The sequence below is a fragment of the Sagittula sp. S175 genome (assembly GCF_049800975.1).
Classification (GTDB): Bacteria; Pseudomonadota; Alphaproteobacteria; order Rhodobacterales; family Rhodobacteraceae; genus Sagittula.
This window is the reverse complement of sequence record NZ_JBNAGB010000001.1, coordinates 561,339-578,441: the sequence shown is the minus strand read 5'-3', so window position 1 is coordinate 578,441 and position 17,103 is coordinate 561,339. Positions and strand designations below refer to the sequence as shown.

At 65.2% G+C, this 17,103-nt stretch carries 17 protein-coding genes; 8 read left to right on the top strand and 9 right to left on the bottom strand.

Annotated elements, in window-relative coordinates:
- Positions 1 to 108: 108 nt before the first annotated feature.
- The 3 genes from ACP16H_RS02895 to ACP16H_RS02885 are packed head-to-tail and all read left to right on the top strand — an operon-like array spanning position 109 to position 1,557.
- Positions 109 to 858 (top strand): heme ABC transporter permease, encoded by a 750-nt coding sequence (locus ACP16H_RS02895; RefSeq protein ID WP_425070731.1) that lies wholly within the window; start codon positions 109 to 111, stop codon positions 856 to 858.
- Positions 855 to 1,019, top strand: coding sequence for a heme exporter protein CcmD (gene ccmD / locus ACP16H_RS02890; protein ID WP_425070730.1), 165 nt, complete (start codon positions 855 to 857; stop codon positions 1,017 to 1,019). Before ACP16H_RS02895 ends, ccmD begins: the two co-directional genes overlap by 4 nt.
- On the top strand, positions 1,012 to 1,557 hold the full coding sequence (locus ACP16H_RS02885; RefSeq protein ID WP_425070729.1) for a DsbE family thiol:disulfide interchange protein: 546 nt from the start codon (positions 1,012 to 1,014) through the stop codon (positions 1,555 to 1,557). Before ccmD ends, ACP16H_RS02885 begins: the two co-directional genes overlap by 8 nt.
- Positions 1,558 to 1,633: 76 nt before the next feature.
- Here the strand turns inward: ACP16H_RS02885 and ACP16H_RS02880 are convergent, their stop codons facing one another.
- Positions 1,634 to 1,783: a hypothetical protein gene (locus ACP16H_RS02880; protein WP_425070728.1), complete on the bottom strand. Its 150-nt coding sequence runs from the start codon at positions 1,781 to 1,783 to the stop codon at positions 1,634 to 1,636.
- A gap of 437 nt (positions 1,784 to 2,220) precedes the next feature.
- Here ACP16H_RS02880 and ACP16H_RS02875 point away from each other — a divergent pair, with 437 nt between their 5' ends.
- A complete protein-coding gene (locus ACP16H_RS02875; RefSeq protein WP_425070727.1) occupies positions 2,221 to 2,478 on the top strand; it encodes a YjhX family toxin in 258 nt (85 codons plus the stop codon).
- 97 nt (positions 2,479 to 2,575) lie between these two features.
- Here ACP16H_RS02875 and acnA read toward each other — a convergent pair whose 3' ends face one another.
- The 3 genes from acnA to ACP16H_RS02860 all read right to left on the bottom strand — a co-directional run bounded on the left by acnA (position 2,576) and on the right by ACP16H_RS02860 (position 7,589).
- Complete coding sequence (acnA, locus tag ACP16H_RS02870; protein ID WP_425070726.1) at positions 2,576 to 5,347, bottom strand: aconitate hydratase AcnA; 2,772 nt, start codon at positions 5,345 to 5,347, stop codon at positions 2,576 to 2,578.
- 155 nt (positions 5,348 to 5,502) lie between these two features.
- Positions 5,503 to 6,336: a hypothetical protein gene (locus ACP16H_RS02865; protein WP_425070725.1), complete on the bottom strand. Its 834-nt coding sequence runs from the start codon at positions 6,334 to 6,336 to the stop codon at positions 5,503 to 5,505.
- On the bottom strand, positions 6,333 to 7,589 hold the full coding sequence (locus ACP16H_RS02860) for an AAA family ATPase (RefSeq protein ID WP_425070724.1): 1,257 nt from the start codon (positions 7,587 to 7,589) through the stop codon (positions 6,333 to 6,335). The genes ACP16H_RS02865 and ACP16H_RS02860 overlap by 4 nt, the downstream gene beginning before the upstream one ends.
- Before the next feature lie 168 nt (positions 7,590 to 7,757).
- Between ACP16H_RS02860 and ACP16H_RS02855 the strand changes: the two genes are divergently transcribed.
- Positions 7,758 to 8,480, top strand: coding sequence for a DUF1223 domain-containing protein (locus tag ACP16H_RS02855; RefSeq protein ID WP_425070723.1), 723 nt, complete (start codon positions 7,758 to 7,760; stop codon positions 8,478 to 8,480).
- 79 nt (positions 8,481 to 8,559) lie between these two features.
- Here ACP16H_RS02855 and ACP16H_RS02850 read toward each other — a convergent pair whose 3' ends face one another.
- Together ACP16H_RS02850 and ACP16H_RS02845 are read right to left on the bottom strand one after the other, a co-directional pair.
- A complete protein-coding gene (locus tag ACP16H_RS02850; protein ID WP_425070722.1) occupies positions 8,560 to 9,501 on the bottom strand; it encodes a lysophospholipid acyltransferase family protein in 942 nt (313 codons plus the stop codon).
- Between the two features lie 103 nt (positions 9,502 to 9,604).
- Entirely contained in the window at positions 9,605 to 10,660 is a 1,056-nt protein-coding gene (locus ACP16H_RS02845) for a flagellar motor switch protein FliG (protein ID WP_425070721.1), read from the bottom strand.
- 188 nt (positions 10,661 to 10,848) lie between these two features.
- Between ACP16H_RS02845 and ACP16H_RS02840 the strand changes: the two genes are divergently transcribed.
- On the top strand, positions 10,849 to 11,481 hold the full coding sequence (locus ACP16H_RS02840; RefSeq protein ID WP_425070720.1) for a response regulator: 633 nt from the start codon (positions 10,849 to 10,851) through the stop codon (positions 11,479 to 11,481).
- Positions 11,482 to 11,518: 37 nt separating this feature from the next.
- On the opposite strand, the gene ACP16H_RS02835 is transcribed toward ACP16H_RS02840, so the two are convergent.
- The 3 genes from ACP16H_RS02835 to ACP16H_RS02825 all read right to left on the bottom strand — a co-directional run bounded on the left by ACP16H_RS02835 (position 11,519) and on the right by ACP16H_RS02825 (position 13,389).
- A complete protein-coding gene (locus ACP16H_RS02835; protein WP_425070719.1) occupies positions 11,519 to 11,668 on the bottom strand; it encodes an adenylosuccinate lyase in 150 nt (49 codons plus the stop codon).
- Positions 11,669 to 11,821: 153 nt separating this feature from the next.
- Positions 11,822 to 12,340, bottom strand: coding sequence for a tetratricopeptide repeat protein (locus ACP16H_RS02830; protein WP_425070718.1), 519 nt, complete (start codon positions 12,338 to 12,340; stop codon positions 11,822 to 11,824).
- A 170-nt stretch (positions 12,341 to 12,510) separates the two neighbouring features.
- Positions 12,511 to 13,389, bottom strand: a complete 879-nt coding sequence (locus tag ACP16H_RS02825) for an amidohydrolase family protein (RefSeq protein ID WP_425070717.1) — start codon at positions 13,387 to 13,389, stop codon at positions 12,511 to 12,513.
- A gap of 180 nt (positions 13,390 to 13,569) precedes the next feature.
- Between ACP16H_RS02825 and ACP16H_RS02820 the strand changes: the two genes are divergently transcribed.
- Both ACP16H_RS02820 and ACP16H_RS02815 read left to right on the top strand, forming a co-directional pair.
- Positions 13,570 to 15,411, top strand: a complete 1,842-nt coding sequence (locus ACP16H_RS02820; RefSeq protein ID WP_425070716.1) for a feruloyl-CoA synthase — start codon at positions 13,570 to 13,572, stop codon at positions 15,409 to 15,411.
- A 2-nt stretch (positions 15,412 to 15,413) separates the two neighbouring features.
- On the top strand, positions 15,414 to 16,994 hold the full coding sequence (locus ACP16H_RS02815; protein WP_425070715.1) for an acyl-CoA dehydrogenase family protein: 1,581 nt from the start codon (positions 15,414 to 15,416) through the stop codon (positions 16,992 to 16,994).
- Positions 16,995 to 17,103: the final 109 nt, after the last annotated feature.

Sequence of the window (17,103 nt, the reverse complement as noted above, 5' to 3'; positions counted from 1 at the left end):
CGCCGCACATGGGCTGTGCGCTGGCGATTGGTCGCGGTTCTTTGAGCGTGGAGATGTTGCGCGGGGGGCCGTTTTCGGGTGTAAACGCCGCGAAGAAGGGGAGGATCCATGGCGTCGATCTGGGAATATGCCAATCCGGTGAAGTTCATCCGTACCACGGACAAACTGTTGCCGTGGCTGTCGGGGGCGGCGGTCATCGCCTTGGTGGGCGGGCTGATCTGGGGCTTCTTCCTGACGCCCGAGGATTACAAGCAGGGGTCCACGGTCAAGATCATCTACCTGCATGTCCCGGCGGCGCTGATGGCGATCAATGCCTGGCTGATGATGCTGGTGGCCTCGCTGGTGTGGATCGTGCGGCGGCACCATGTGAGTGCGCTGGCGGCGCGGGCGGCGGCCCCCATCGGAGCGCTGTTCACGGTGATCGCCTTGGCAACCGGCGCGATCTGGGGCCAGCCCATGTGGGGAACCTGGTGGGCCTGGGACCCGCGTCTGACGTCCTTCCTGATCCTGTTCCTGTTCTACCTCGGTTACATGGCCCTGTGGGAAGCGATCGAGAATGACGACACCGCCGCCGACCTGACGTCGATCCTGTGCCTCGTGGGGTCAGTCTTTGCTGTGCTCAGCCGCTATGCGGTGAACTTCTGGAACCAGGGCTTGCACCAGGGCGCGTCGGTGATGCGTGCGGGCGCGATGATGGGCGACACCGAGGAGCGCGTGTCCAACGTCTATGCCCTGCCGCTGTTCGTCTGCATGGCTGGGTTTGCGCTGCTGTTCATCGCGCTGGTGTTCCTGCGCACGCAGACGGAGATCCGGGCGCGGCGCACGCGGGCGCTGCTGGCGCGGGAGCGCATGGCATGAAGGAGAGCCTGATGCCGGAACTGGGCAAATATGCGACCGAGGTGCTGTCGTCTTACGTGGTGTCCCTGGTGTTGATCGTGGTCTTCGTGGCGATGTCCGTGCATCGGTCGCGCAAGGTGCGCCGCGCGCTGGAGCAGGTGGAGGGCCGCAAGAATGGCTAAGGTTTCGCCGCTGATGGTGCTGCCGCCGCTGATCTTTGCGGCGTTTGGCGTGATGGCCTACATGGGTCTGAAGAACTCGGACGAAACGCACCGGCTGGAGAGCATGTTCGAGGGCAAGCCTGCGCCCGCCATGACGGATGTGGCGCTGGAAGGCTATCCGGGGATCACGCTGGAGATGCTGACCTCGGGCGAGGTGACGCTGGTGAACTTCTGGGCCTCCTGGTGCCCGCCGTGCCGGGCGGAGCATCCGAAGCTGTTGGAATTGCAGGGGCAGGGGCTGACGATCCTTGGCGTGAACTTCAAGGATCAGGCGGGCAATGCGACGTCTTACCTTGGCGACGAGGGGAACCCGTTTGCGGCGGTGGCCTTTGACCCGGCGGGGCGCACGGCGATCGACTGGGGTGTGACCGGGCCGCCGGAGACCTTCATCCTCGACGGTGAGGGAACGGTGCTGTTCAAGTTCGTCGGTCCGCTGGTCGGGTCCGATTACGAGCAGCGGTTCCTGCCGGAGCTGGAGAAGGCGCTGGCCGCGCAGTAAGGCGGGGCTGCGCTTGCAGCGCGTATCTGCGAAACAAGGAAGCAGGGGCCGGTGTGGCCCCTTTTTCGTTGGCGGCTCAGAGGTCGCAGGGCGTGGATTCACCGGCGGCCTCTGCGGTGAGGGCGGGTGCCTCGGAGCAGGTGGTGGCCGGGGTGGTGCTGGCGTAGGCGCCGTAGACTGCGAGCAATAGCAGGGCGGCGGCCTGGAAGAGGGTAATGATTTTCATCTGTCTGGCCTGTTGTTCGATTTTGGGCCTTCTGGCCTTCGTGCTGTTCAAAACTGGGGTCTTGGCTTTGCGATTAAAGGGCCGCGCGGGGGGAAAACAGTCCCGCGTGGGGAGGGTGCTGAAAACTTGCGCGGAAGCGCGCCGGGGGATGGGTTTTTCGGCAGGGGGTTGCCGAAAGGTCATGCGTAATGCTGTCGATTTAACGAGATTTGAACATTGGCGCGAGGTCGGGAAAGCCTGACCCGTTGGGGTGGAATCTTGTCCAGTGGGCGCGTATATGGGTCGTGTGGCCCGCAAAATGGGCCGATGGAGTTTGCATGTTGGAGCTTGTGTCGGTCCGCTGAGGACCGGGCATTCCCGAAGATCCGGTCCTGATGAGACCCGTCCGCCCGCGCGATGTTCGGGGGACGGCAATTTTGTCGTGTGGACTGAGACCCATGAACATTTCGAAAGTGGAACAGCGCGTGCTGCACGTGCTGGCAATGGGCGGCGCCGTGGCCTTTGAACGCGGCGACAATGGCAAGCTGGTGGAGGTGACCTGTGTCTCCCGCGAGGGGCACGCGTTGGGCGATTGCTCCTTGCCCGTGGTGGAGCGGTTGCGGCGCAGGCGGTTCATCCGCTCGCGCGGCGGTGGGCCTTACCGCGTGACCGAAGCCGGGTTGCGCGCGGTCAGGGCGCAGCTGGACCAGCGTTGAGGCATTGTCTTGAGAAAGGAAAAGGCGCCCCTTGGGGCGCCTTTTTTGTTCGGGGGTGAGTCGGGGCGAAGCCCCGACCTACGCATTCACACGCCGATCAGGAGGCGGCGAGGTTGCGCAGCACGTAGTGCAGAACGCCGCCGTGCTCGATGTATTCGACCTCGATCGCCGTATCGATGCGGCACTTGATCTGGATCTCTTTCACCGAACCGTCGCCCATGGTGATCGTGCAGGGCACGACTTCGAGCGGCTTGATGGTGTCGAGGCCGGAGATGGAGACGGTCTCGTCACCGGTCAGGCCCAGCGTCTTGCGGGTGTCGCCGCCGGTGAACTCGAACGGGATGACGCCCATGCCGACGAGGTTCGAGCGGTGGATACGCTCGAAGTTCTCGGCGATCACGGCCTTCACGCCCAGCAGAGCGGTGCCCTTGGCTGCCCAGTCACGCGAGGAGCCCGCGCCGTACTGTTCGCCACCGAAGATGACGAGCGGTGTGCCTGCCTCCTGGTAGGCCATGGCGGCGTCGTAGATCGAGGTCTGCGCGCCATCCGGGCCCTTGGTGTAGCCGCCTTCGACGCCGTCCAGCATCTCGTTCTTGATGCGGATGTTGGCGAAGGTGCCGCGCATCATGACTTCGTGGTTGCCGCGACGCGCGCCGTAGGAGTTGAACTCGCGCACGGGGACCTGACGTTCCACCAGGTACTTGCCCGCCGGGGTGGTGTCCTTGAAGGAGCCAGCCGGAGAGATGTGGTCGGTGGTGATCATGTCGCCGAGGACGGCCAGGACGCGCGCACCTTCGATGTTCGAGATGGTGCCCGGTTCCTTGGACATGCCCTGGAAGTACGGCGGGTTCTGCACGTAGGTCGAGGCTGCCGGCCAGTCGTAGGTTTCGCCGCCGTTGACTTCGACCGCCTGCCACTTCTCGTCGCCCTTGAAGACGTCGGCGTACTTGGCCTGGAAGGCCTCGCGCGTGACGGTCTTTTCCACCAGATCGGCGATCTCGGCGGAGGTCGGCCAGATGTCTTTCAGGTAGACGTCGTTGCCGTTCTTGTCCTGACCGATCACGTCGGTGGCGATGTTGACGTTCATGTCACCCACCAGCGCGTAGGCCACCACGAGGGGCGGGGAGGCGAGGTAGTTGGCGCGGACGTCGGGCGAAATGCGGCCTTCGAAGTTGCGATTGCCCGAGAGTACCGAGGTCGCCACGAGGTCGTACTTGTTGATGGCGGCCGAGATCGGGGCGTCCAGCGGGCCGGAGTTGCCGATGCAGGTGGTGCAGCCGTAGCCCACGAGGTTGAAGCCGATAGCGTCGAGGTGTTCCTGGAGACCGGCCGCTTCGAGGTACTCGGACACGACCTGCGAGCCGGGGGCCAGCGAGGTCTTCACCCAGGGCTTGCGGTTCAGGCCCAGCTCATGCGCCTTCTTCGCCACCAGACCCGCGCCGATCATGACGTAGGGGTTGGAGGTGTTGGTGCAGGAGGTGATCGAGGCGATCACGATGGAGCCGTCGTGCAGCTGGTAGTTGCCGTCGGCGGTTTCCACGTAGCCGCGCTTGTGGCTGCCGGTGTCGCCGGGGATGTCGCGGGGCTCGGGCTTGCCGCCTTCGCCTTCCCAGCGGACTTCGTCCTTCTTGGGCACGTCCTGGCCGTCGCGCACACCCTTGATGTACTTGGCGAAGGCCGAGGAGGCTTCGGTCAGGGCGATGTAGTCCTGCGGACGCTTCGGGCCGGAGATGGCGGGGACGATGGTGCCCATGTCCAGTTCCAGCGTCGAGGAGTATACCGGAGCGTAGTCCGCGCCACGCCACATGCCGTTTTCCTTGGCGTAGGCTTCGACCAGGGCGATGCGGGATTCTTCGCGGCCCGAGACGCGCAGGTAGCGCAGGGTCTCGTTGTCGATCGGGAAGAAACCGCAGGTTGCGCCGTATTCCGGTGCCATGTTGGCGATGGTGGCGCGCTGTGCCAGCGGCAGGTTGTCGAGGCCGTCGCCGTAGAATTCCACGAACTTCGACACCACGCCATGTGCGCGCAGCATTTCCACGACCTTCAGCACGAGGTCGGTGCCGGTGGTGCCTTCGACCATCTCGCCGGTGAGCTTGAAGCCCACGACTTCGGGGATCAGCATGGAGATCGGCTGGCCGAGCATGGCGGCCTCTGCCTCGATCCCGCCGACGCCCCAGCCGAGGACGGCTGCGCCGTTGACCATGGTGGTGTGGGAGTCGGTGCCGACGAGGGTGTCGGGGTAGGCGACGGTTTCACCGTTCTGGTCCGTGTCGGTCCAGACGGTCTGGGCGAGGTATTCCAGGTTCACCTGGTGGCAGATGCCGGTGCCCGGGGGCACGACGCGGAAGTTGTTGAACGCGGTCTGGCCCCACTTGAGGAATTCGTAGCGCTCCATGTTGCGCTCGTACTCGCGGTCCACGTTCATCTGGAAGGCGCGCGGGTTGCCGAATTCGTCGATCATCACCGAGTGGTCGATCACGAGGTCGACGGGGTTCAGCGGGTTGATCTTCTGTGCGTCGCCGCCGAGCGCCTTGATGCCGTCACGCATGGCGGCGAGGTCGACCACGGCGGGAACGCCGGTGAAGTCCTGCATCAGCACGCGGGCCGGACGGTAGGCCAGTTCACGGTCGCCCTTGCCGCCGTTCTTTGCCCAGTCGGCAAACGCCTTGATGTCGTCCACGGTGACGGTCTTGCCGTCCTCGAAGCGCAGCATGTTCTCCAGAACCACCTTCAGCGCGGCGGGCAGCTGGCTGAAATCGCCGAGGCCAGCGGCCTGGGCCGCGGGGATCGAGTAGTAGGCGACGGTCTCACCGCCTGCGGTGAGCGTCTTGCGCGTCTTGGCACTGTCGTGGCCGACCTGGACTGTCATTGGAAACCTCCGATGGGTGACGGACTGTTTGGATTGCGCCCCTCATGCCGCAATGCCGCGTACAACTCAAGAGGGGTGCGTCGTTTTGTATGCCGTTGTACACAATTTTTTGCGCTTATTTTGCAGGTCGTTCAGCGGATCGCCCGGGCAAGGGGTCAGGTGAGCGCACGTCGCGCTTCGAAATAGCGCACCATGCCGGTGTACTCGCTGTCTGCTTGCGTGAGGGTGGTGAGCATGTCCAGCGCCATGTCGCGCAATTCCGCATCATCGACCGACAGGACGCGCACCTGAAAGGCATAGTTGCGCCATTGCTTATATCTTCGGCGCAGCAGTTGCGGGCGGTTCAGGCCGTAGATGCGTTCGCAGGCGTCCACCACGGCGGGGGCGCGGGTGTTGTCGGGGTTGGGGATGACCCAAACCTCCTGCGCGCCGTCGAAGACCTCCCATGCGAAAAGGTCCGCGGGGTCGTCGAAGTAGGGGTTGGGGATCAGCGGGGCCTCGGCGCGGTGGAGCGCGGTGAAGGCGGCGATGGCCTCGGCCTTCAGCGGGTCGGGGGCGAAGGTTCGTGCCAGCGCTTCGAGGTCGTCATCGGAAAGGTCGGCGGTGATGACCGGGTCGGGCATCTTCTGGCCGGTGTATTCGAACTGCGCGCTTTTGAACTGTTGGTTACAGACCGAGCAGGAGGCGAGGTAGTTGTCGTAGACATAGGCCAGCCACCAGTAGACGGATTTGGGGCGGTAGTGTTCCACGTCGCCAAAGGCCACGGCGGTCACGTTGCTTTCGCAGTAGGCGCATTTGTCGTGGGTTTCGAGCAGCAGCTGAGCCTTGGCCTTGGACCATTTCGACTCGATCTCCGGGGCGGGGGGCTGGCCTTCGGCGACCTGACCGCGCACCTCCTTCATCATGGCGAGCAGGCGCGTGACGGGCGTCTTGCCACGAAAGGATGAGATGATCGCGCCCTTGTCGCGGATGCGGGTGAGCGGAATCACTGGCTGCCTCCGCGCAGTTTGGCGGACATGCGCGACAGAAGCTCCTGCTGGCGGGGCGAGAGGCGGATGTCCTCGATCGGGTCGGAGGGGACGCGGTCGACGCGGGCGGCGATTTCGGTCATGCGCTGGCTGTCTTCGGCGGAGCGCGTGGCGCTGCGGGCAAGGGAACGGTACTCGGCCTTTTCCTGTTCCAGCGACATGGATTCGTCGGAGACATGGCCAAAGGCCTCGGTCACCATCAGCTGATTGAGCAGCAGGTCGCCCGGCACGCCGTCGAAGCGTTCGATCACCGGCGGACCGTCGCGGCGGATGCAGTAGTGCAGGGCGCCTTCGGGGGATTGCTGGGCGGTGACGACGGAATGGGTCGTCACGACAAGCTGCATGTTGGGCAATTGCCGGTCGAGGAATTGCAACAGGCGGCGCTGCCATTTCGGGTGCAGGTGCAGGTCGACCTCGTCGATCAGCAGCAGGCCGCGGGCGTGCAGCGGGTTCTGGTAGTCATCCCAGATCTCGGTGATCTGGAACAGCAGGTCACCGATCCATGCGGCGACGGTCTGGTAGCCGTCGGACAGGCGGTCCAGCGGCACGCGCCCGTCGGGGGTGTCGAACAGCAGCACCTGCCGCGCCTTGTCGATCTCGGCAAAGGTGAGGTCGGGGAGGAAGTCGTTCATCACCCGGTGGATCAGGTCGATCTGTGCGCCCTCGGTGGCGTAGTCGAGCTTCATCGCCCATTGTTCCAAGGGGTTGAGCGGCGCGTCACGGTCAAACAACGAGGCCATGGCATTGGCGCGGGGATGGCCGAAGCGGCGGCGCGGTTCCAGCCCTTGCGTCTGGGCGAGGCGGCGGGAGGAGCCATAAGCGAAGGCCGGGTAATTGCGGATCGCGTGGGACAGGGCGTTGTTCAGCGGCTCGAGCGTCTGGAGCGAGCGGGCGAGGAAGCTGGAGGGCGTGTCGTCGCGGCGGAACTCCAGCGCGATGTGGCGGGGCTGGTCGGTCTTGGTGGAGATCACCGCCTCGATCCGGCCCGCGTCAGCATCGCCGCGAATCCATGCGGCGGGGTCGCGGACCAGGTCGATCAGCGCGTCGGAGCCGCCCATCACCGCGCCGATGGCCTGCAAAACAGTGGATTTGCCGGTGCCGTTCTCGCCCAGAAGGACGGTCCATTTGCGGTTGTCCGCGCCCGGCACGTCGAAATTCAGGGCGGTGTCCGCGAAGCAGCGGATGTTGGTCAGGCGGAGGCTTTGCAGGTACATCGGGCAGGGTCCTCGGCTTGTGGTTGAGCGGAGTGTGCCTATTGGGGCGCGGTGACGCAAGGCTTGGCCGCGTGGCGCTCACCGGGGTTCCCGAAACCTTGATTGGTATTTCCGAAAGGTGTTGGCTACATCCTGACAGGACGAAGGACGATCGGAGGCCCCGGACAGATGCGGAATTTTCCCGGTGTAAGGCTGGCGGGCGTGATGCTTGCCGCTTGCGTGGCCGTCGGGGCGGGCATGAGCGCGCAGGCAGATCCCACCGACAACCCGGTGGTGGTCGAGCTTTTCACCTCGCAGGGGTGTTCGTCCTGCCCTCCGGCCGATGAACTGCTGGCCACATTGGGAGAGCGCGACGACGTGATCCCGCTGGCGTTCCATGTCGACTACTGGGATTACATCGGGTGGAAGGATCACTTTGCCTCGCCCCGGTTCACCAAGCGGCAGAAGGGCTATGCCCGCGCCGGCGGGTGGAAAATGATCTACACGCCGCAGATCATCGTGAACGGCATGGAGGATGTGGTCGGATCCCATCCCGATGAAGTCGCGGCCCTCGTCCAGCAGCACGAGGCGGCGCCCGCGGTGGCCAAGGTATCACTGGTGCGTCAGGGCGACCGGGTGCAGATCCGGGCCGAGGGGGTGCGCATGTCGACGCCCGGTGACATCCACGTTCTGCGCTATGCGCCCTCGCAGGAGGTGACGATCAAGCGCGGTGAAAACGCGGGCAAGACCGTGTGGTACACGCATATCGTGCGCGAATGGGACGTGGTGGCGCGCTGGGACGGCACCGGCGTGTTCGAGGGCGAAGTGCCGGTGCCCGCCAATGAACCTGTGGTGGTGCTGTTGCAGGCGCCCAAGTACGGGCCGATTCTTGCAGCGGCGCGGCTGCGCTGAGGGCGGGTCGCCGAGGGCCTGACCCTGAGTGCGTAAACTGGCCGGAACTGCTGGTCGGCTCTGGCCTGCCTTGGGCGGGTCAGTCCTGTGGGACACCGTCCGCCAGTTCGTCCGCACGGTATTTCTGAACCCGCTTCGGCTTCCATCGCTTGTGGGTCCACATCCATTGGCCGGGATCGGCGTGAATGCGGGCCTCCAGCCGCTGCGTGACCTCGGTCATCATGGTGACGGGGTCGGAGTGCGGCACGGGCTCTTCGATCACCGCGTCGAACCCGTAGCGGTCGGCGCGGCGGATGCCGAAATAGGGGATCAGCAGGGCGCCGGTCTTCAGCGCGATGTCGGCAAAGGACAGGGCGGTCGGTGCAGGTTTGCCCAAGAAGGGGATCAGCGCGCCCGAGGATTCGAAGACGTCGAAGGCCACGGCGGCGATGCCACCCTCGCGGATGTGGCGGATCAGGCCCATGGTGCCCCGGCGGCCCTGCTCGTAGACCGGCTCGCCCACCTCGCGATAGTTGCGGATGTAGCGCTGGTTCATGAAGGGGTTGGCCATGGGGCGCAGCAGGCCCGCGACGGTGTAGCCGCGCGCCACCAAGGCGGCGCGGGCGCAGATCGGACTGCCGTAATGGCCGGTGATGAGCAGGACGGGGCGCTTGATTGTGCGGGCCTCCTCCAGCACGGGCAGGCCGGGGCCGGTGACCGGGTAGGCCGCGCCACGCGCCAGCATTTCCTTTGGATCGTAGTTTTCGATCAGGGCGCGGGCGAGGTTGTCGATGGCCTGATCGGCGATGGCGCGCTTGCGCTCGGGCGGGGTGCCGGGCCAGACGAAATCGAGGTTGTCCTCGACCCGTTTGTACCAGCCGAGGGCGGGGGCGGCGGCTTTGCGCACCAGCCAGCCGGTGAGCGCAAGGCGCTGGCGCACGGGCAGCAGCCCGGTGGTCCCGATATAGGCGTTGAGCGCCATGTGGGAGAGCCGTTCGCCGGTGGTGCCTGTGATCGGATCGCTGGAAGTCGTGTCAGTCAAGGGGTCCATCCCGTGCCGGGTCGGACCCCTTCTAGGCTGCGTGGGGAGGGGCGGCAAGAGTTACGCCCGGTTCCGTGTTCTGGCCCCTGTTCTGTCCCGCGGGTCAGTCCTCGGCGTCGGGGTCGAGCAGCTCGATCTCGCCGACGCTGACGAGGTCGCGGATGGCGCTGACCACGGCGTTCATCGCCTTTTCCCCGACCTTCGGTTTCACCGTGCCCTTGTTCGCGGCCTCCTCGCGGATGCTTTCGGCCATGCGCTTTGACATGTTCGACAGCAGGAAGTCGGCGGTGCGCGCATCTTCCTCGGCGGTGGCGGCGGCGACGGCGATGGCCAGCGTGTCGGGCGGCACGTCGCGGGTGAGCTTGGGAACGTCGATGGCGGCAAGCCGTTCGGGGATATTGGCGAAGGTGAAGATCGACCGGCGCACGGCCTCGGCGAATTCCTTGTCCTCTTCCTCCAGCTGTTGCAGCAGCTCGTCGCGCACGGCGGCGTTGGAATAGTTCAGGATCGCGCCAAGCCGTTCGTCGGGGCGTTTGACAAAGGCCTTTTCCGGTTCCGCGTCCAGCTGCGCCGCCAGGCTGATGCCGATGCGGTCCACGGCGTCGGGGGTGACGCCGGTGGTCATCGAGACCGCGTAGGAAATGCGCCGCGCCTTGTCGCCGGGCAGTTTCGCCAGCACCTGCGCCGCCTTGCCCACGTCGATCTTGGACATCATGACGGCGGCGACCTCGGTGCTTTCGGACATGACCAGCGCCTCGATCCGTTCGGGCGGAAGTTCGTTGATGCGGTCCCACGGATCGCCGGTCTGGCGCACGCCGGCTTCCTTGCGCAGACGCGTGGCGGTGCGGGGATTGATCTTGCCGTCGAGGGCCGAGAGCGCGCCCGCAATGTCGCCCGGAAAGCTGAGACCGACCGCTTCGAGTTCATCGGCGAATTCGTTGACCACCTGGTTGAGCGTGTCGCGGTCGATATAGCGCATGTTGCCCAGCAGCAGGGTCAGTTCGGCCTGCAGATCGTCGGGCAGGGCGGACAGCGGCACATCCGAGTCCTCGTTGAGCAGGAACTGCACGATGATCGCGGCCTTGGCCTTGCGCGAGAGCGGCAGGTTGCCGCGACCGATGGGGCCGGGAAGGGCTGCAAGCGCCGTCATTCTGGACATGTGGCAAACTCCGAACTGTCGTCCCGGAGTGAGTACCGCCACAAGGTTGCCGCGGTCTTAAACGGATGGGGGCAGGGGTGGTGTAAATTTGCTTAGAATGCTTCGGATTTCATTGCGGGAGGTTAGGGATGCGTTGAACCCCGGCGGGCAGGATACGGCCCCGGGGGATCGTTTGCGGGAAGGATGGCATGGCGGGTACGGCGCATCGTGGGGAAAAGTCCGGCGAAAGGGCCGGTGAAAGGGCGTTGCCGGGCAGTTGCCTGGTCGTGGACGACAATTCCTTTGACCGGTGTCTTGTACGGCGATGCCTCGGGCGCGACCGGCCTGAGTTGGAGCTTTTCGAGGTCGACAGCATTGGTGCCGCGCGGGCCTTCCTGACAAGACGCACGCCGGACATGATCCTGCTGGATCACCGCTTGCCGGACGGTCAGGGGGCGTCGTTTGCCCGCGAGTTGCGCATGAATGCAACGCTGGACGACACGATCATTTGCGTGGTGACCAATGCCGATACGCGGCTTCTGGACCCGGATGTTCCGGCCATGTCGAAGGAAGATCTGACGCCGCAAACCCTTTGGTCCCTGGTCGACGATTTCCTGGAGGAACGTCGCGTGGCGCAGGGGACCGTGGCAGGCAAGCTGGTATCGGACTTCGGCGGCGTGGTGCAGGACAACATGTCTGGCGCAGTTGCGCGCATGTTGCGGACGCTGCGCCGCGCAAGGACGGCCGCGCGGCGCAGCATCCCACGCGCTGCAATGAACGATCTCGATCAGTTGGAAGAGATGCTTCTGGCCCTGTCGGAGGTCGCTGAGCGGCGATCCTGACGGAGAGTCGTTCAGTGTTGTGGCGCTGCTTGATTCGTCAGCCGGTGACGACTTTGCAGCTGTTGGTCTCGGGGTCGAAGGTCGATCCTTCGGCGCAGGACATCACCTGCTGGTCATGAAACGGGCAGGCGGTGGCCGCGACTGTGGACAGGGTCAACAGCACGGCGGCGAGGATCGTCTTGGTCATTCTGGCAGTCCTCCGTCTTGCGCAATCTGCGCGGTTTCGTGTGAGCAGAGCGTAACACGCCGCGACGCGATCTCCAAATGATTGCCGTGGGGGCAGCGGGGCCAGAGACGATTCTGCTGCCGCGCCGGGCACCCGAAGCCGGTGGATCCGGATCTAATATGCGTAGGGCGTGCCGGTGCGGATGGCATCGGCCAGCGCGTCCGCCGCCCAGGTTCCTTCACCGCCGCGCGCCATGATCTCGCGGTGCTGTGCCAACGCGCCCACGAGGTCGCCCTGGACCACCAGACCCTGACCCATGTAGCTGCGTGCCAGCAGATTGTCCGGATTGGCGACCAGCGCGGCGTCATACCAGGTCTTTGCGCGCGCCATATCGCCCTGACCGCGCGCGATGAACCCTCGGTAGGTCAGAACGCCGTCCGTCCTCTGGTCTTGCATCGCGTCGAGCACGATCAGCGCCGCGTCGAATTGGCCATCGTAGGCGTATTCGCGCACGGCGACGTAGCGCATGGCATCATCCAGTTCGGGGCGGTAGGCATTCAGGCACTTCTGCGTGGACGGGTCCCAGACCTTGCCCATCTCGCATTTGGGCTTGGAAGGCGGTTTCGAGTCGCCGGCGCCGACGGCCAGCGCCGCGACGGGGAGGAGGGTGAACAGGAGGATGGCGCGCAGCATGATGGGTCTCCCAAACGTGGTTGAGTAAACCTTAACCCGAAGACTGCCATGGATTGGAAGATTTTCTGCCGGCGTCGGACCTTGGTCCGAGAGGGAGCATTGGTCTGGCTGGCAGCGATACGCGCGGCCCGGTGGACCGCGCGCGTGTTACCCGGCGACTGCGCAGGGCCTTACATCTTCAGGATGCGGCGCGCGTTTTCTTTCAGGATCAGCGGCTTGACCTCGTCCTTGATGCCGATGGTCTCGAAATCCGCCAGCCAGCGGTCCGGGGTGATCGCGGGCCAGTCGGAGCCGAAGAGCATCTTCTTCTTCAGGATCGAATTCGCATACTTGATGAAGATCTCGGGGAAGTACTTCGGCGACCAGCCGGACATGTCGTAATAGACGTTGGGCTTGTGCTGGGCGACGGCCAGCCCTTCCTCGGTCCACGGGAAGGACGGATGCGCCATCACGATGGGCGTGTCGGGGAAGTCCACCGCCACGTCATCCAGATGCATCGGGTTGGAATACTTCAGCCGCATCCCCATGCCACCGCGCATCCCCGATCCCACGCCGGTCTGCCCGGTGTGGAACAGCATGATCGCGCCTTCCTCGGCGATGGCCTCGTACATGGTGTAGGCGGCTTCGCGGTCGTTCGGGAAGAAGCCCTGCATGGTCGGGTGGAATTTGAACCCTTTCACCCCGAATTCGCGCACCAGACGCCGTGCCTCCCGTGCACCGGCCTTGCCCTTGTGCGGGTCGATGGAGGCAAACGGGATCAGGATATCGGAGTTTTCTGCACAGATCTCGGCGACTTCCTCGTTCTTGTAACGGCGAAAGCCCGTCTCGCGCTCGGCATCGACTGGGAAGATCACCGCGCCGATCTTGCGTTCGCGGAAATACTGCGCCGTGTCCTGCACCGAGGGCAGCATCCCGTCCTTGCCCGCCGGATTGCGGAAATACTTGGCCATCCCGGCCTGGAATTCGTCGTAACCATCGTCACGCGGGCCGCAGCAGGGCTCTTCGGCGTGGGTGTGAAAGTCGATGGCGATGAGATCGTCGATGTTCATGGGGCCTCCCGTTTGTCAGCACGCAGGGTGGCACGGGATGTGCCGACCTCCAAGCCCTGCGTCCGCTGCGTTCCACAGGGTGAACCCGCAGAATTATTGTTTCCTAGTAGACAAAATTCACGATTCGAGTCAACGTGGCCTGGAGGAGACCTGACGGAAAACGATCAGGGAGGAGGAGATATGGCCGAGAGCCTGACTGCGACACGGCGCGACGTGTCGTTCTGGACCCCCAACTTGAAGGTGGAGCGCCGCGCGGACGGCTGCATCCTGCTGTCGCAGGAGGAGGGCGTCGGGGCCTACCCGCGCTGCCTGTCGGACCGTTTCGCGGACTGGGCGGCGCGCACGCCGGACCAGCCGTGGATCGCGCAGAAGGATGGTCGGGGCGGTTGGGAAACGCTGTCCTACGGTGATGCCTGGCGGCAAATTCGCGCGGTGGGGCAATGGCTTGCGGCGCGCGGCTGCGGGCAGGACAAGCCGGTTCTGATCCTGTCTGGTAATTCGATTGCCCATGCCGTCATGGCCTTGGGGGCACAGCATGTGGGCGTGCCTTCGGCGGCGCTGGCCCCGGCCTATGCCCTGTCGGGCGGCGATTTCCTGAAGCTGCGCGACATCGCGGCGCAGCTGTCGCCGGGTGTGATCTTTGCCGACGAGGCTGCGCCATACGCGCCTGCCATTCAGGCGGTGTTCGGCGCCGAGGTTCCGGTGGTCACGCTTGGCGGCGCGGTCGAGGGGCGCGAGACGGTGGCGTTTGCCGAGGTGCTGGCGACACCGCCGGGGGCCGAGGAGGCGCAGGCCGCCGCCGCCGTCACCCCTGACACGGTGGCCAAGTTCCTGTTCACCTCCGGCACCACTGGCACGCCCAAGGCGGTGATCCAGACACAGCGGATGCTCTGTTCCAACCAGCAGATCGTGCAGCAATGTTTCACTTTCATGCGCGAAACGCCCCCCGTGGTGGTCGACTGGGCGCCGTGGAACCACACCGCCAGCGGCAACAAGGTGTTCAACATGGTGCTCTACAATGGCGGCACCTATTACATCGACGATGGCCGACCCACGCCCCGCGCCATCGGCAAGACGATCGAGACGCTGCAACAGGTCTCGCCCACCTGGTATTTCAACGTGCCGCTGGGCTACCAGATGCTGCTGGACGCCTTCGAGACGGACCACCAGCTGCGCGAGACCTTCTTCAAGGACTTGCAGATGATGTTCTATGCCGGGGCGGGCATGGGCCAGCACGTCTGGGACCGCATCACCGACGTGGCCAACGAAATGGTGCCGGGCGGCGTGCTGCTGACCACCGGCTTCGGGTCGACGGAAACGGGACCGTTCTCGATCATCAACACCACGCGGCAGGAGAAATCGGGAAACCTCGGCCTCCCCGCCCATGGCGTGACGCTGAAATTGGTGCCGCAGGGCGACAAGCTGGAGGCGCGGGTGAAAAGCCCGTCGATCACGCCCGGCTACTGGGGCAATGACAAGCTGACGGCCGAGGCCTTTGACGACGAAGGATTTTATTGCTTCGGCGACGCATTCCGCTTTGCCGACCCGGATGATCCGTCCAAGGGGCTGCTGTTCGACGGCCGTCTGGCAGAGAACTTCAAACTGGCTTCGGGGACTTGGGTCGCCGTGGGGCCACTGCGGGCGAAGCTGACGGATGCCTTGGGCGGCTTGGCCTCGGATTGCGTCATCGCGGGCGAAGGCCACACGGAACTCGGCGCGCTGGTCGTCCCCAACTGGGACACGCTGCGCGAGATCGCCGGAGAAGACCTCGACGGCGAGGCGCTGCTGACCCACCCCGAGGTGCGCCGCGTGACGGCCGAGCGTTTGGGCGCGGCGGCGAAGGAGGCCACCGGATCGGCCAGCCGGGTGATGCGGCTGATGTATCTGGCCGTACCGCTGGATTTCGACAAGGGCGAGGTGACGGACAAGGGCTCCATCAACCAACGCGCGGTGCTGCGGCATCGTGCGGACATGGTGGATGCGCTTTGGTCCGAAGATCCCCGCGTTCTGCATGTGAGCTGACAATGACACCTGAAACGCTGCTTTCCATACTGAAACTGACCCCCGGCTGGGCCGAACAGGCAGAGGCCGTGGAACTGGACGACACCGCCACGCTGCAAGTGCTCTCGGAAGCCCGAAAGCTTGCAGAAAATACCCTCGCGCCCCTGGCGACGCGGGCCGATGCCGAAGGCTGCAAGGTCGAGAATGGCCGGGTCAAAGCCCCCTCCGGCTACCGCGAGACCTTTCGCCAGATGGGCGTCGACGGCTGGATCGCCTCTGATCTGGACCCGGAGTTCGGCGGCATGGGCCTGCCGCTCGCCTTGTACACGGCGGCTTCGGTCGCACTGGAGGGCGCGGCGCAGCCTTTCATGATGATGGTCGGCTCCGCCACGGCGGCCAGCCACTGCATCGCGGCAACCAACCCCGAACTCGCGGCGGAATGGTGCCCGAAACTGACGGCGGGCGAGTGGTCCGCGACGATCTGCATCTCGGAACCGGATGCCGGGTCGGACGTGGGCCGCATCCGCACGAAGGCGGTCCAGGAGGGAACAAGCTGGCGCATATTGGGCACAAAATGCTGGATCAGCTTCGGCGACCATGATGCCTCCGACCGCATCGGCCACCTGTGCCTCGCCCGCACCGGCACGCCCGAGGAAGGCACACGCGGGCTGTCCCTCTTCCTCGTGCCGAACCACATCGACGGTCAGGACAACGGCATCTTCGTCGAGCGGATCGAGGAAAAGCTGGGCCTGCACGGCTCGCCCACCTGCGTGCTGCGCTTCGAAGACGCCAAGGCGCAGATGCTGGGCGACCCCGGCCGCGGCCTTCCCGCGCTGTTCAACATGATCGAACTGATGCGCCTTCAGGTCGGCACGCAAGGGGCCGGGGTCGCCACGGCCTGCGCCACGCTGGCGCGCGCCTACGCCGAAGACCGCAAGCAGGGCGGCCACCCGGCCAAACCGCCAGTGCCGATCATCTCGCATCCCGACGTGGAACGGCAGCTTCTGATCATGGACGCACGGGCGAAACTCGCGGTGGCGCTGGCACTGGAAAACGCCGTGGTGCTGGGACAAGCCCATGCGGGTGACGCCGAGGCCGCCCGCCTCGCCACCTTCCTTCTGCCGCTGGCCAAGACCTTTGGCGGCGAAATGGGCCAGCAAAACGCCGATGCGGCGATCCAGGTCTTGGGCGGCGCAGGCTATACCCGGGAATGGCCCGCTGAACGCTATTTCCGCGACGCGCGCATCTTTACTATCTACGAAGGCACCACGGGCATGCAGGCGCAGGACATCCTGTTCCGCCGCCTGCTGAAGGATGAGGGCACGCTGGACCTGCTGCGCGCCCGCCTTGGCGGGGCGCGGTCCAATGCGCTGATCGACCGGGTGACGGAGATGGTCGAGACCCTCCGCAGCCTGTCCCTGCGGGCTCAGATGCTGGCTGCGGACGGCATGCTGCGCGCCTGCTGGTACGCGACCTCAGCGGGTCTTGCCGAGCGCCTGCGGGGACACCTGGACGGCGATGCGGGTCTGGACGTCTGGCTCAGCACGGGGGAGGCGCACATGGCGACGGTCGAGGCCACCATCCACTGGGCGGCCCAAGCCTGAAGAAGGGGCTCCGGCCTTGCCTTCATCTTGATCCAAATACCCTCGGGGGCACGGGGGCAGAGCCCCCGGTCATGCAAAGCATGACAAATGACAGCGGTGGATGGGGGCA

Excerpts from the sequence above, each read along its gene's own strand:
- acnA (WP_425070726.1), bottom strand. The coding sequence starts at position 5,347 with ATGACAGTCCAGGTCGGCCACGACAGTGCCAAGACGCGCAAGACGCTC.
- ACP16H_RS02880 (WP_425070728.1), bottom strand. The coding sequence starts at position 1,783 with ATGAAAATCATTACCCTCTTCCAGGCCGCCGCCCTGCTATTGCTCGCA.
- ccmD (WP_425070730.1), top strand. The coding sequence starts at position 855 with ATGAAGGAGAGCCTGATGCCGGAACTGGGCAAATATGCGACCGAGGTG.
- ACP16H_RS02860 (WP_425070724.1), bottom strand. The coding sequence starts at position 7,589 with ATGTACCTGCAAAGCCTCCGCCTGACCAACATCCGCTGCTTCGCGGAC.
- ACP16H_RS02895 (WP_425070731.1), top strand. The coding sequence starts at position 109 with ATGGCGTCGATCTGGGAATATGCCAATCCGGTGAAGTTCATCCGTACC.
- ACP16H_RS02875 (WP_425070727.1), top strand. The coding sequence starts at position 2,221 with ATGAACATTTCGAAAGTGGAACAGCGCGTGCTGCACGTGCTGGCAATG.
- ACP16H_RS02885 (WP_425070729.1), top strand. The coding sequence starts at position 1,012 with ATGGCTAAGGTTTCGCCGCTGATGGTGCTGCCGCCGCTGATCTTTGCG.
- ACP16H_RS02815 (WP_425070715.1), top strand. The coding sequence starts at position 15,414 with ATGACACCTGAAACGCTGCTTTCCATACTGAAACTGACCCCCGGCTGG.
- ACP16H_RS02820 (WP_425070716.1), top strand. The coding sequence starts at position 13,570 with ATGGCCGAGAGCCTGACTGCGACACGGCGCGACGTGTCGTTCTGGACC.
- ACP16H_RS02840 (WP_425070720.1), top strand. The coding sequence starts at position 10,849 with ATGGCGGGTACGGCGCATCGTGGGGAAAAGTCCGGCGAAAGGGCCGGT.
- ACP16H_RS02835 (WP_425070719.1), bottom strand. The coding sequence starts at position 11,668 with ATGACCAAGACGATCCTCGCCGCCGTGCTGTTGACCCTGTCCACAGTC.
- ACP16H_RS02845 (WP_425070721.1), bottom strand. The coding sequence starts at position 10,660 with ATGTCCAGAATGACGGCGCTTGCAGCCCTTCCCGGCCCCATCGGTCGC.
- ACP16H_RS02855 (WP_425070723.1), top strand. The coding sequence starts at position 7,758 with ATGCGGAATTTTCCCGGTGTAAGGCTGGCGGGCGTGATGCTTGCCGCT.
- ACP16H_RS02830 (WP_425070718.1), bottom strand. The coding sequence starts at position 12,340 with ATGCTGCGCGCCATCCTCCTGTTCACCCTCCTCCCCGTCGCGGCGCTG.
- ACP16H_RS02825 (WP_425070717.1), bottom strand. The coding sequence starts at position 13,389 with ATGAACATCGACGATCTCATCGCCATCGACTTTCACACCCACGCCGAA.